The 13,853-nt window shown below is 73.8% G+C and carries 10 protein-coding genes; all 10 read left to right on the plus strand.

Going from position 1 to position 13,853, the window contains the following annotated elements; all coding sequences use genetic code 11:
- Position 1 precedes the first annotated feature (1 nt).
- Positions 2 to 1,201, plus strand: coding sequence for a cytochrome P450 (locus ABR738_RS18490; protein WP_350231092.1), 1,200 nt, complete (start codon positions 2 to 4; stop codon positions 1,199 to 1,201).
- Complete coding sequence (locus ABR738_RS18495; RefSeq protein ID WP_350231093.1) at positions 1,191 to 2,504, plus strand: flavin monoamine oxidase family protein; 1,314 nt, start codon at positions 1,191 to 1,193, stop codon at positions 2,502 to 2,504. The genes ABR738_RS18490 and ABR738_RS18495 overlap by 11 nt, the downstream gene beginning before the upstream one ends.
- Positions 2,501 to 3,505, plus strand: a complete 1,005-nt coding sequence (locus ABR738_RS18500) for a Rieske 2Fe-2S domain-containing protein (protein WP_350231094.1) — start codon at positions 2,501 to 2,503, stop codon at positions 3,503 to 3,505. Before ABR738_RS18495 ends, ABR738_RS18500 begins: the two co-directional genes overlap by 4 nt.
- A gap of 86 nt (positions 3,506 to 3,591) precedes the next feature.
- Positions 3,592 to 4,509 (plus strand): alpha/beta fold hydrolase, encoded by a 918-nt coding sequence (locus tag ABR738_RS18505; protein WP_350231095.1) that lies wholly within the window; start codon positions 3,592 to 3,594, stop codon positions 4,507 to 4,509.
- A 71-nt stretch (positions 4,510 to 4,580) separates the two neighbouring features.
- Positions 4,581 to 5,969 carry an NAD(P)/FAD-dependent oxidoreductase gene (locus ABR738_RS18510; RefSeq protein ID WP_350231096.1) on the plus strand — a complete coding sequence of 463 codons (1,389 nt, stop codon included), beginning with the start codon at positions 4,581 to 4,583 and terminating at the stop codon, positions 5,967 to 5,969.
- Between the two features lie 157 nt (positions 5,970 to 6,126).
- Positions 6,127 to 6,876, plus strand: a complete 750-nt coding sequence (locus ABR738_RS18515) for a VOC family protein (protein ID WP_350231097.1) — start codon at positions 6,127 to 6,129, stop codon at positions 6,874 to 6,876.
- 79 nt (positions 6,877 to 6,955) lie between these two features.
- Positions 6,956 to 9,202: a TOMM precursor leader peptide-binding protein gene (locus ABR738_RS18520; RefSeq protein ID WP_350231098.1), complete on the plus strand. Its 2,247-nt coding sequence runs from the start codon at positions 6,956 to 6,958 to the stop codon at positions 9,200 to 9,202.
- Positions 9,184 to 10,749, plus strand: a complete 1,566-nt coding sequence (locus ABR738_RS18525; protein ID WP_350231099.1) for a SagB family peptide dehydrogenase — start codon at positions 9,184 to 9,186, stop codon at positions 10,747 to 10,749. The genes ABR738_RS18520 and ABR738_RS18525 overlap by 19 nt, the downstream gene beginning before the upstream one ends.
- Positions 10,746 to 11,558 carry a biotin/lipoyl-containing protein gene (locus tag ABR738_RS18530; protein ID WP_350231100.1) on the plus strand — a complete coding sequence of 271 codons (813 nt, stop codon included), beginning with the start codon at positions 10,746 to 10,748 and terminating at the stop codon, positions 11,556 to 11,558. Before ABR738_RS18525 ends, ABR738_RS18530 begins: the two co-directional genes overlap by 4 nt.
- Before the next feature lie 9 nt (positions 11,559 to 11,567).
- Positions 11,568 to 13,823: an NHLP family bacteriocin export ABC transporter peptidase/permease/ATPase subunit gene (locus ABR738_RS18535; RefSeq protein WP_350231101.1), complete on the plus strand. Its 2,256-nt coding sequence runs from the start codon at positions 11,568 to 11,570 to the stop codon at positions 13,821 to 13,823.
- Positions 13,824 to 13,853 lie beyond the last annotated feature (30 nt).

Raw genomic sequence — 13,853 nt, forward strand, 5'->3', positions numbered from 1 at the left:
GATGACCACCAGCCCCCAGACGGCCGGGGTGCGGCTGCCCGCCCACCTGCCGCACCCCTTCTCACCGGCGGGCCGCGCCGACCCGGGGCCCGCCTACCGCTGGCTGCGGGCCCACGACCCGGTGCACTACGACCCGTTCTCCCGCATGTGGTGGCTCACCAGCCACGCCGACTGCGCGGCCGCGCTGCGCGCGGACGGGCTCTCGGCCGCAGCCGGGCAGCGGGAGCGGGCCAGGAGCGACGCGCTGCCGCCGTCCATGCTGACCACCGACCCGCCCGAGCACCAACGCCTGCGCGCGCCGGGGCAGTCGCTGCTCGGGCCCGCCGCGATCCGTGCCCTGGCCGACGTCCTGGGCGCGGACGTGGACGCCCTGGTGGACGGGCTCGCGCCCCGGGCGGACGGCGTCGAGGATGTGGGGGCGCCGTTCGCCACGGCCGTGTTCGGGCGGCTCTTCCAGCTGCCCCGCGCCGACTGGGCGACCTTCGCCGCGCTGGCCCGCGCCGCGTCGGTGAACCTCGATCCGCTGGCCGGGCCCGCCGTGGCGATGGCGGGCCGGGCCGCGATGGGCGAGCTCAGCCGCTTCCTCACCGCCCACGCCCGTACCGTCACCGAAGGGCCGCTGGCCCGGCTGGGCGCCGACACCCGGCTCACCGAGCGCGAGCGGACCGGCATACTCGGCCTGGCCGTCGTCGGCGGCTGGCAGCCCCTGGCCGAGGCCGTCGGCAACGCCCTGTACTGGCTGCTGCCCCGGCCCGACGCGGTCGCCCTGCTGCGCGAGGGCGACGCGGACGACGCCCGGCTGCTCGTCCAGGAGCTGCTGCGCCTCGAGGCGCCCATCCCCTTCACGGCCCGGGTCGCCCGCGCACAGGTGGCGCTGCCCGGCGGGACCGTGCCCCGGGGCGGCCGCGTCCTGATCATCATCGGCGCGGCCAACCGCGACCCGGCCGTCTTCGAGCGCCCCGACGAGCTGGTGCCCGGCCGGGCCGCCAACCCCCAGCTCGCGTTCGGCGCCGGAACCCACTTCTGTCTGGCGGCCCAACTGGTGCGCGTATGCCTGGAGTTGCTGCTCACCCGGCTGGTGCGCCGCCACCCCTCGCTCTCCCTGGCGCAGCCGTCCGGTGAGCTCGACTGGGACCCACGACCCCTACCCCGGCGGCTGCTCGGCTGCCCCGTCACGACAGGGAGCGCCGATGTCCACTGAGCAGAACGCCGAACAAGCCGCCGCGCGGCCCGCTGAGCAAGCCGCCGAGCGGAAAGGGGACGGGCCGATACCGCACGCGGTGATCGTGGCGGGGGCGGGGGCGGCCGGGCTGATGTGCGCCAGGACGCTGGCCGACGCGGGGGTGGCCGTACTGGTCCTTGAGGCCCGGCGCCGCATCGGCGGCCGCATCCGCACCTTCCGCCCCGACGACGGCGGCCCCCCGCTGGAACTCGGCGCCCAGGTCGTGCACGGCGCCGCGAGCCCCGTGCACGCGCTGGCCGGACCGCTGGACGCCGTGCCCCGCACCGCCGACGCCCGCGTCGTCACCGAAGGGCGCCTCGCCGGACTCGCCGCGCTCGGGCACGACGGGCGGGCCCCCTGGGCGCTCCAGCACCGCCTCGCCACGGCCTCCGGCGCCCTTGAAGGCTCGGTCGCCGACTGGCTCGTCACGCACCGCCTGAGCCGTGCCGAGACGCGGGCGACGAGGGAGTGGTTCGCCCAGCACTGGGCCGTGGACCCCGCGCGCCTGGACGCCCGCGCGGTGGCGGCGGCACATCGGGGCGACGGTGTGGGGGACGGTGAGTACGCGCTGCCGGGCGGCCTCGACCGGCTTGCGGCCGGTCTCGCCGCCGGGCTCGACGTGCGGCTCGGCACGCCGGTGCGCTCCGTGGAGTGGGCACCCGGACGCGTTCAAGTGCGTACGGACCAAGGGGAGTTGACGGCGCGTGCGCTCGTCGTGACGGCGCCGCCCGCCGTCGTCGCCACGGGCCACCTGAAGATCGCCGGCCTGCCCGCGGCGAAGAGCGACGCGGCGGCCCGGCTGCCGGCGGGCGACGCCTGCTGCCTCGCGGTCACCTACTCCCGGCCGGCGCCCGTCACCCGCGCCACGCCGACGGTGGTCTTCGACGCGGACGGCGCACGCGGCTTCGTGACCAGCCGCCCAGGCCGGCCCCAAGTGCTCGTGGTGGCCAAGGCGGGGGCCGCGGACGTGGTCCGCGCCGCCGCCGACTCCCCCGACAGCGTTGGCAGGCTGCTCGCGCCCGCCCTGCCGTGGACCGCGCGGGCCGAGGTGCGGGGGGTCACGGTGGCGGACTGGGGGGCCTCGCCCTGGAGCCTCGGCGCCTTCACCCACGCGGGGCCGGGCGCCGAAGCCGCCGCCGCCTCCTGGTCCGCGCCGCTGGGCGACACCCTCTTCTTCGCGGGCGAGGCCACGGCGGCCGGTCGCCGCCTTCCCTGGCTGCACAGCGCCCTGGACAGCGGCCTGCGAGCGGCCCACGACATCCTCGCGGCGGTACGCCCATGACACACCAGGACCGTGACGCGGCGACCACCCCTTCCACCGCCGCCAGCGCCCCTCGCGCCGTGGCGCCCGCCCCGCACACCGGATGGCACCTGTTCGCCTTCCTGTCCGAGCTGACCGGCGGCCTCACTCCGCTCGCCATCGGCCCGCGCCGGCTCATCGCCGTCGAACAGGACGAGCGGGTGCGGCTCTTCGACGCCAACTGCCCGCACCGGGGCGCCCACTTGGGGATCGGCGGCACGCTCGACGGTGACTGCGTGATCTGCCCCTTCCACGGCAAACGCATCGCCCTGGGCGACCGCGCCAACAGGCGCTGGGCCGTGCGGGAGTACCCCGTACTGCGCTGGGGCCAGGCGCTGTTCACCCGGTTCGGGTCCGACGACGCCGAGGAGCGGGGGTTCCCCGAGGCTCTGGCGCGTTTCGCCGCCACCCATCCGCTCGTGCCCGCGCTCACCCGGGCCATCGCCGCCCCGGCCGACCTGATCGTCGAGAACGCCTTCGACGGCGACCACTTCACCGCCCTGCACAAGGTGCCCAAGGTGACCGGGATGCAGGCGCGGACCGGCGAGGCCGGTGAGCTGGTGATCGAGGGCGAATTCCTCATGCAGACCTCGCCCTGGCAGGACGACCGGGCCAAGGAAGAGGTCCGCTGGCAGGCGGTGCGCACCGGGGTGGTCCGCTGGGACTACCGGCCCCGGTTCCTGGCCCGTGCCTTCAGCCCCGGGGTGGTGGTCACGGAATTCGGGCCGCCCGGGCGCACCCATGTCATCGTCACCGCCGCGTCGGCGACGGCTACGGGCTGTGTGGCCCGGGTCGCGATCGGCGTGTCGGCGGGCCACGAGGGGGAGCTGGGGATGCTGATCGAGGGCAGCCACAAGGCGATCGGCGAGGACATCTCCATCTGGGAGAACCTGGACCACACCGCCGAGCCCCACTACGACGCGGGCGATGGCCCGGTACTCGCGTTCCGCGCGTTCTGCGCCGGCTTCGGGAGGACCGGATGAACCCGGGCCGACTCCCGGAGGGCCGGATGAACCCGGGACCGCTTCGGCAGGACGGGATGAACCCGGGCCCGCTTCCGGAGGACCAAATGAACACGGGACCGCTTCGGCAGGACCCGATGAACCCGGGCCGGCTCCCGAAGGACCCAAGGAACCCGGGCCGACCTCCGAAGGACCCGATAGACCCGGGCCCGCCCGCCTCCGCGCGCCCCGCCGTCCCCGCACCCGGCGGCAGGTGTCCGGCTCTGGCCACCACCGCGTACGGCAGCGGCCCCACCGTGCTGTGGATCCACGGCTACACCATGGACTCCAGCACCTGGGGCCCGCTGTGGGAGCTGCTTCCCGGCTTTCGTCATGTCGGCGTCGACCTGCCGGGACACGGCCGCTCGGGGCCCATCCCCGCCGGGCTCGGCCTGGCCGAACTCGCGGCGGCACTGGGGGAGTTGGCGCGCCGCGAGGGCGCGGTGCGGATGGTCGCCCTCTCCTTCGGGTCGCTCGCCGCCACCCAGCTGGCGATCGACGAACCCGCCCTGCTCACGCGGCTCGTGCTGGCCGCGCCGACGCTGGGCGGGGCGCCCGCCGAACCGCACGCCAAGCGGCGCTACCAGGAACTGGTGATGCTCAGACGGCTCGCCGGGAACGCCGCGCCGCTGGCCGACCTGTGGATGAGCTCGCCCCCCGACATCTTCCGGGGCGCCTCCCGGCACCCCGAGCTCCACGCCCGCCTCCGTCAGGTGATCGGCCGCCACGCGTGGCAAGAGCTCGACGACGGCGCGATGAGCGGGCTCACCACCCAGGTCCACTCCCCCGCGCACCTCGCCCGGATCGCGGCACGCACCCTGGTCGTCGTCGGGGACGAGGACATGCCGACGTTCACCGCCAACGCCCGGCTGCTCGGCGCCACCGTGCCGCACTGCTCGGTACGCACGGTCACGGGCGCCGGTCACCTTCCGCTGCTCGAACGCCCCGACGCGGTCGCCACCGCCCTCGCGGCCCATCTGGCCTGAACCCTGAACCGCCGCTCCCGTACCGCGCCCCCGGCGCGCCCCGCGTCACCGAGGATCTTTAAGGAGAAGACATGACAGGCACGGTGCTCGTCATCGGAGGCGGGCCGGCCGGCTCGACCAGCGCGGCCCTGCTCGCCCGGGCCGGCCACCGCGTCACGCTCCTTGAGCGCGACCGGTTCCCGCGCTACCACGTGGGCGAGTCCATCGCCCCGTCCTGCCGCGCCATCATGGAGTACTCCGGGGTCGCCGAGAAGGTCGAGGCGCGCGGCTACCCCGTCAAGCGGGGCGTGCTGTTGCGCTGGGGCGCGGAGAAGGACTGGTCGGTGGACTGGCGCGACATGTTCGGCGAGGACATCCGCTCCTGGCAGGTCGACCGCGCCGACTTCGACCAGGTCCTGCTCGACCACGCCGGGGAACAGGGCGCGCGGGTGGTGCAGGAGGCGGCGGTCAAGCAGATCCACTTCGAGGGCGGGCGCGCGGTCGCGGCGGACTGGGAGCACCAAGGCCGCGTGAACCGGATGGAGTTCGATCACGTGGTGGACGCCTCGGGGCGCGCCGGTCTGCTCTCGGCGCGACAGTTCAAGAATCGCGAGCGCCACGACGTCTTCCGCAACGTCGCCATCTGGGGCTACTACCGGGGCGCCGAGCTGCTGCCGGACACGCCGTCGGGCGGCATCGACGTGATCTCCTCGCCGCAGGGCTGGTACTGGGTGATCCCGTTGAAGGACGACGAGTACAGCGTCGGATTCGTCACCCACCAGACCCAGTTCGCCCAGCGCCGCCCGAAGTTCGCCTCGCTGGAGGAGATGTTCCGGGCGCTGGTGGCCGAGTCGCCGACGGTGCGCGATCTGGTGGCGGGCGCCGCCTACGAGGGGCGGGTCCGGGTCGAGCAGGACTTCAGCTACGTCGCCGACCGGTTCTGCGGCCCCGGCTACTTCATGGCGGGCGACGCGGCCTGCTTCCTGGACCCGCTGCTGTCCACCGGTGTCCATCTGGCCATGTACAGCGGCATGTTGTCGGCGGCCTCCATCAACGCGATCGAGTACCGCGATGTCAGCGAGGCGGAGGCGCTGGGCTTCTACGAGACGCTGTACCGCGACTCCTACGCGCGGATGCTGGCGCTTGTGTCGGGGATGTACCGCAAGTACCAGGGACGCAAGCACTACTTCTGGCTGGCCCAGACCCTGCTGCGGGACGCCGGCGACGAGGAGCCGGACAGCGCGTTCGGCGCGATCGTGGCCGGGCTCACCGATCTGCGGGACGCCACCACGACGGGCGGCGTGGCCCCCGCGCTCGGCCTGATCGAGGCGGCGGGACTCGCCAAGGGGCGCGTCGCCGAGGGACGGCGCGCCTCGGGGGTGACCAGCGCCCCCATGAAGCTGGACCCGGGCGATCTGTACGACGCCGCCTCCGGACTCCATCTGAGGACGCAGGGCCGCCTCGGCATCCACCGGGCCTGACCCGGCGCGGCGGGGGCCGGCGCCCGGCCGCCGCCGCGCTCACCCGGCCCCGCTCACCTCGTCCCGCTCACCCCGTCCCGCTCACCCCGCTCTCAGAGGGCGCGGCATGCCGCGCCCCCCATCGGCACGTCAACACGCCCAATTCCAGGGGGACATCATGCCTGTGCGTACCACCTATGCGGCCGGGGACCCGTGCTGGATCGACCGGATCTCGGCCCGGCCCGAGACGGCGGAGGCCTTCTACGCCGCTTTGTTCGGCTGGACGTACGCCGAGGAGGGCGGCTACCGCACGGCCCGGCTTGCCGGGGAGCTGGTCGCGGGCTTCGGCTCGGCGCCCGGGCCCCTGGAGTCGTGGACGGTGTATCTGGCCGCGAAGGACGTGGACGCCACCGCGGCGCGGATCGCGGGGCTCGGCGGCCGCGTGGTGCTGGGGCCGGTGGACGCCGGGCCGAACGGCCGGCTGCTGCTCGCCACCGACCCGGCGGGCACCCTGACGGGCTGCTGGCAGGGGGCGCGGGCGCGGGGCGTGGTCCTGGCCGACGAGACGGGCGCGGCCCGCGGGTACGAGCTGCGGGTGCCCGACCCCTCGGCGGTGGCCGGTTTCTACCGTGGGCTCGGCGCGCACCCGACAGCCGGGGACGGCCCGGGCGGCTCCTTCCGGATCGTCCAGGACCGCTCGGCCCCGCCGCACTGGCTGGTGTACTTCGGCGTGGACTCCCCGATCGCGTCGGCGGGCGCCGCCCTGCTGGCCGGGGCGCGTCCGGTCGGCCCCGGCGCCGGGGGCCGGGTGGTGCTGCGCGACGCGGGCGGCGCCCGGTTCGGCCTGAGCGCCGCCGCGCCCCTCCCGGCCGAACCCGATACGTACGCGGGGCCGCCCCGGAACATACGCATCCCGGCCAAAAACTGAAGTATGTTCGAGCGCATTCCCCTCATGCTTGACTGATCCCGCATTCGAATTCGGGGTCATTCTCCTGGGGGGCTGAATTTTGGAACGTCCTCGTCTCAAAGCACACTTCGGCGCGGAAATCGTCGACGGCGACCGGGTATTCCTGGTCGCCGACGATCAGCATTATCTGCTCAAAGGCCGGGGCGCGGTGGCGGTACTGCCCCATCTGGACGGCCGCAAGACGGTCGGCGAGATCGTCCAGGCGCTGCACGGCGAACTCTCGATCCCCCAGACCCTGACCGCGCTGCGGCGCTACGAGGCCGCGGGCCACCTCGCCGAGGGCCGGCCCGGCCTCGACGAGCGCGCCCTCGCGTTCTGGGACGCGCAGGGCATCGACCCGTACGCCGTGATCGAGGCGGGCGCCCGCGGTGTGCGCCTGACCGCGCTGGGCGGCGCCGACCCGGCGCCGGTCACCGAGGCGCTGCGCTCGAGCGGGATACGGGTCGGCGAGGACGGCGCCCTCCAGGTGGTCCTGGTGGCGGACTACCTGGATCCGGAGCTGGAGTCGGTCAACCGCGAACGGCTCGCCGACGGGCGGCCCTGGCTGCTGGCGAGGCCCGTCGGCGTCACCGCCTGGCTCGGCCCGCTCCTCCTGCCGGGGCAGAGCGGCTGCTGGTCCTGTATGGCCCAGCGGATCTTCGAGAACCGGCAGGTCGAGCGCTATCTGAGCGGCAAGCGCGGCGACCGCGTACCACGCGGCACCACCATCGCCGCGCACCCCGGCGGCCATCAGGCCCTCGCCGGGCTGCTCGCGACGGAGGCCGCGCGTTTCCTGGCCACGGGTGAGTCAAAGGCCCTGGCGGGACGGATGGTAACCCTGGATCTGGCCGGGCTCGCCACCACGGGCCACACCCTGGTGCGCCGCCCGCAGTGCCCCTCCTGCGGGGACCCGGGCCTGACCGCGCACCGGAGCCCCAAGGTCGTCCTCACCCCCGGCGCCGCCCGGCACACCACCGACGGCGGCTACCGCACCCTGCCCCCGCAGCTGACCTACGAGCGCCTGAAGCACCACGTCAGTCCGCAGCTGGGCGCGATCACCAAACTCGGCGCGCACGACGACATCGGAAACGGAATCACCTACGCCTTCACGGCCGGCCACAACTTCGCCATGGTCAACGACAACATGGATCTTTTGCGCCGCAATATGCGCGGGCAGAGCGGAGGAAAAGGAAGGTCGGAGATACAGGCGAAAGTCAGCGCGCTCTGCGAGGCGATCGAGCGATATTCGGCGGTGTGGCGCGGCGGTGAGCCGGTGCGGCGCGCCTCATACGCTGACCTCGATCCCTCCGTGGCCCTGCACATGGACCAGCTGCTGCTTTTCTCGCCCGCCCAGTTCGCCGGGCGCGATGCCTGGAACGCCGATCCCGAGCACCGCATCCACCTCGTGCCGGAACGTTTCCGCACCGATCTGCCGCTCGACTGGTCCACCGCCTGGTCCCTGACCCACGCCACCGAACGCCTGGTGCCGACCGGTTACGCCTACTACGGACACCCTGATCTGGCCCGGCATTTCTACTGCGTGGGCGACTCCAACGGCGGCGCCAGCGGCAACACCCTCGAAGAGGCGGTCCTCCAGGGCTTCTGCGAGGTCGTCGAGCGCGACGCGGTCGCCCTGTGGTGGTACAACCGGCTGCGCAGGCCCGCCTTCGACCTGGACTCGCTCGAAGACCCCTACATCGACTCGCTGCGCCGCTTCTACGCCGGCATGGACCGCGACCTGTGGGTCCTGGACCTCACCAGCGACCTCGGCATCCCGACGTTCGCCGCGCTCTCTCACCGACGCCACGAGGTCGAGGACATCATGGTCGGCTTCGGCGCCCACCCCGACCCCGCGATCGCCGCGATGCGCGCCCTGACCGAGGTCAACCAGTTCCTGCCGTTCGTGGAGCGCAGGGACGCCGACGGCAACACCGAGTACCGCACCGACGACGTCGAGACCTTGAAGTGGTGCCGCACGGCCAGGCTCGCCGACGAGCCCTGGCTGCTGCCCGACCCCGCGCTGCCCCCCACCACCCTCGCGAGCCACCAGAACTTCGCCGGGCACGATCTGGCCGGCCACATCGAGGAGTGCGTGGCCCGCGCGGACCGCGCCGGCATCGAGGTGATCGTGCTCGACCAGACCCAGCCCGACCTGGATCTGCACGTGGTCAAGGTGATCGCCCCCGGCATGCGCCACTTCTGGCGCCGGCTCGGCCCGGGCCGCCTCTACGACGTACCCGTACAGCTCGGGCTCCTGGCGGAGGCGACGCGCGAGGAAGAGGTGAATCCGTGGAACGTGTTCTTCTGACCGTCCCGGCGCCGGCCCCCGCCGCGCCGTTGGCCGCCGCCCCGGTCACGACCCCCTCGCGGCTGCGCCCCGACGCGCGGCTGACCACGCCCGGCGACGGCGAGCTGCGGATCACCGGACCGCGATCCACTCTGACGCTGCGTCAACTTCCGCTCGGCGTACGGTCGGAGATCGCCCTGCTCGCGACCGGATGGCAGGATCTGGACGCGCTCGGGGCCCGGGTCGTCGCCGCCGACGGCATGCGGGCGCTGCTGCGGCTCCGGCTCGCGGTGGGTCGGCTCGACGAGGAGGGGCTGCTCGAACACGCCGTCCTCAGCGGCGAGTCGGAGCTTGCGCGGCTGTCCCCGGTCGGTCGTGGACGCACGGGGCTCGGCCCCGCGCCTCTGGCCGGCCGGCCCGTCAAGCTCTCCCGTTTCGCCCTGGCCCAGGTCGGCGGCGGACGGCTGACCCTGGCCGCGCCGGGCAGCCACCTCACGGTCACGCTCTGCCCCGATGCGTCCGCGCTGCTCGGCGTGCTCGCCGACTGGACGACGCCCGAGGCGGCCGGGGAACGGCTCGGGCTGCCGGGCACGGACGCGACGCTGCGGCTGCTGCACGCCGCCGGACTGCTCGCCCCCGGCGCGCCCGGCCAGGATCTGGAGGACACCGCGCTGCCCGCCGCCCAGTGGGCGCCGGCCGAGCTGTGGCTGCACGCCCGCAGCCGCAACCCGCGCACGGTCGCCGGATACGGCGGCACCTACCCGGGCCGCGACCACTTCGCGCCGCTGCCCGCCGCGCCGCCCGCCCGCGGCACCCGGCGCGTGGCCCTGCCCGTCCCGGACCTGACGGCCATCGCCCGCACCGACCCCTCGCTGACCGAGGTCCTGGAGAGCCGGCGTTCGGTCCGCGAGCACGACGCCGCCGCGCCCCTCACCGACGTACAGCTCGGTGAACTCCTCTACCGCACGGCCCGCTGCCGCCAGACGTTCACCGGCGGGGACGGGCAGGAGCTGGCCGACCGGCCCTATCCGAGCGGTGGCGCCGTGCACGAGCTGGAGATCTATCCGCTCGTCACCGCCTGCGCGGGCATCGAGCCGGGCCTGTGGCACTACCGCACCGACCGGCACGAGCTCGAACACGTGGCGGAGCCCGGCCCCGCCACCGCCGCGCTGGTGCACGGCGCCCGCGAGGGGGCCCTGATGACGGACGACCCCCAGGTCGTGCTGCTGGTGGCGGCGCGGTTCGGGCGCGTCATGTGGAAGTACGAGACGGTCGCCTATCCGCTGCTGCTCAAGCACGTCGGGGTGTTCTACCAGACCGTGTATCTGGTCGGCGCCGCGATGGGGCTCGCGGTGTGCGGGCTCGGCGGCGGCGACGCGGCCGACTTCGCGGCGGCCACGGGGCTCGACCCGCTGGGCGAGGGCGGCGTCGGCGAACTGGTCGTCGGCAGCAGGCCCGCGCGCCTGCGACACCCCTTCGCCGTGCCGCCCCTGACCGCCGGCGCCCCTTCGGCCGGCCCCGGCGCGCCGCCCCACGCGGGGGCCTTCGCCGCCGAGGAGAGACGATGAACTTCCGCTACAAGGCGCTGCAACGCATGCGGGAGCCCGACGAGTTGGACTCCCCCACCCTGCTCGCCGCGCCCCGGGGCTGGATCGCCGTCTTCGTCGTCATGATCATCATGGCCGGTGCCTCGCTCTGGGCGTTCCGGGGCAGTCTGCCCATCAGCGTCTCCGCGCCCGGCCTGCTGACCCGGCCGCTCGGCAGCGCCCAGGTGCAGAGCCCGGTGCCGGGCACGGTCACCCAGCTGCTCGTGCGCGCCACCGACAGCGTCACCGCCGGGCAGCCCGTCGCCCGGGTGCGGTCGGCCGACGGCACGTCCTCACCGGTCACCAGCCCCTTCGCCGGGCATGTGGTGGGTCTGGGGGTGAGCGAGGGACAGGTCATACCGGCCGGTTTCACCCTCGCCACCGTCGAGCGCACCGACGCCGCCGACGACCGGATCGTGGCCATGGTCTTCGTGCCGGCCGCCCGCGCGGTCGGCCTGGTCCCGGGCCGGCCCGTGGACCTGTCGGTGTCGAGCGCCCCGGCCGGCACCTTCGGGCTGCTGCGCGGCAGGATCACCTCGGTGAGCCCCTACCCGCTCACCTCCGGCGAACTGACCGGCCTGGTCGGCGGCGACCTCGCCGCCAGGAGTTACGCCGCGCCGAGCGCGCCCCGCCTGGTCGTCGTCGACCTGGTCCGCTCCACCACCACCCGGTCGGGATACGCCTGGTCGACCACTGACGGGCCGCCGCACGCGCTGGACACCCAGGTCTCCGTTCAGGCGACGATCAACCTCGGCAGCCAGACACCGTTCAGCCTGATTCTCGGACGCTGAGGTGGAGCGATGACGCAGACAGTCGACACCCCGCCGCGCCCCGCGCCCGACCCCGTCGAGCGGCCCGCGGCGCTCACCCCGGGCAGACGCTCGGCGCGCTGGCGGCACAAGGTGCCCACCGTCATCCAGATGGAGTCGGTGGAGTGCGGCGCCGCGAGCCTGGCCATGATCCTCGGCTATCACGGCCGCTTCGTGCCCCTGGAGGAGCTGCGCGGCCTGTGCGGGGTGTCCCGCGACGGCGCGAAGGCCTCCACGGTGCTCGCCGCCGCCCGCGCCCACGGCCTGATCGCCAAGGGCCACCAGGCCGAGGCGGAGACCCTGAAGGACCTCTCCGCGCCCGTCATCATCTTCTGGGCCTTCCAGCACTTCATGGTGGTGGAAGGCGTACGGACCCGGCTGGGCAGGACCGTCGTCGCGGTCAACGACCCAGCCGCGGGACCCCGGTTGATGGACTGGGAGGAATTCGACTCCGGGTTCACCGGGATCGTCCTGTCCTTCGAGAAGGGACCCGATTTCCGGCCCGGCGGCAAGGAGACGAAGGTCGGCGCGGCGCTCCTGCAACGCCGGCTGCCATCGGGCCGGGCGCTGCCGCTGGTGCTCCTGGCCAGCGCCCTGCTCGTCCTTCCCGGCATCGCGGCGCCCGCCTTCAGCCGGGTCTTCATCGACCGGGTGCTCGCCGGCGGACAGCGGAGCTATCTGCTGCCCCTGGTCATCGCGATGACGGCGACCGCGCTCGGCATCCTGATCCTCACCTCCGTACAGCGGCACTATCTGCTGCGCCTGGAGATACGCCTCGGCCTCGCGAGCTCGGCCCGCTTCTTCCGGCACCTGCTGCGGCTGCCCGTGGACTTCTTCCTCCAGCGCAGGCCCGCCGAGGTCGCCAAGCGGGTGTCCGGCAACGACGTGGTCGCCGAAATCCTCTCCCGCGACCTCGCCCTTTCCGTCATCAACCTGGTCCTCGTCACCTTCTACGCGGCCGTCCTCATCCGCTACGACGTGCTGCTCGGTGTCATCGGGATCGGGATGGCGCTGCTCAACATCGCGGTGCTGCGCTGGGTCTCGCGGGCCCGCACCGACGCGGTGGTCGCCCTGCGCGCCGACCGGGGCAATCTGACCGCCACCACCTTCACCACGCTCAGCCTGATCGAGACGGTCAAGGCGACCGGCTCCGAGCCGGACGCGTTCACCCGCTGGGCCGGCTTCCTGGCCAAGGTGATCACCGCCAAGCAGCGCCTCGGGCCGCCGACGGCCGTCCTGACCGTGGTGCCCGCGATGCTCGCGGCCCTCAACAGTGGGCTCATCCTGCTCGTCGGCGGCGAACGGGTGGTGGACGGCGTGATCAGCGTCGGCATCCTGGTCTCCTTCCAGACCCTGCTCGCCGCGCTCAGCCGCCCCGTCACCCAGCTCACCAACCTGGGCAGCCGCCTCCAGGAGGTCACCGCCGACATCAAGCGCCTGTACGACGTGGAGCGCTACCCGGCGGCGACCGTGTTCGACCTGCCCGACGACGGGGAGGTGAGCCGGCTCGACGGCTATCTGGAGTTCAAGGACGTGCGGTTCGGCTACAGCCCGCTGGCCGAACCCGTGATCAAGGACCTCAGCCTGAGCCTGGTGCCGGGGCGGCGGGTGGCGGTCGTGGGGAGCTCGGGCAGCGGCAAGTCCACCCTGGGGCGCCTGGTCACCGGCCTGCACCAGCCGTGGTCGGGGCAGATCCTGCTCGACGGGCAGCCGCGCGAGGAGGTCTCCCGCAGCCGTCTCGCCTCCTCGGTCGCCTACGTCGACCAGGACATCTCCCTGTTCGAGGGCACGGTCAGGGACAACCTGACGCTCTGGAACACCGACATCCCCGACGACGACGTGATCGCGGCCCTGCGTGACGCCGCGCTCTTCGACACGGTCGCCGCCCGGCCCGGCGGCATCAACAGCCTCGTCGACGAGGATGGCCGCAACTACAGCGGCGGCCAGCGCCAGCGCCTCGAACTGGCCCGCGCGCTCGCCCTGCAACCCACCCTTTTGATCCTGGACGAGGCCACCAGCGCCCTGGACCCGGAGACCGAACGGCTCATCATGGACAACCTGCGCCGGCGCGGCTGCGCCTGCCTGACCATCGCGCACCGCCTCTCCACGGTCCGCGACGCCGACGAGATCATCGTGCTCGACGGCGGCCGCATCGCCGAACGCGGCACCCACGAGGAGCTGTTGGCGCTCGGCGGCCAGTACGCCGCCCTCATCGAGTCGAGTCGCCGCACGAAGGACGCCGCATGAGACCCGCGTCCTTCGTCCGCCGCCCCAAGG

It is taken from the genome of Streptomyces sp. Edi4 (assembly GCF_040253615.1).
Taxonomy (GTDB): Bacteria; Actinomycetota; Actinomycetes; order Streptomycetales; family Streptomycetaceae; genus Streptomyces.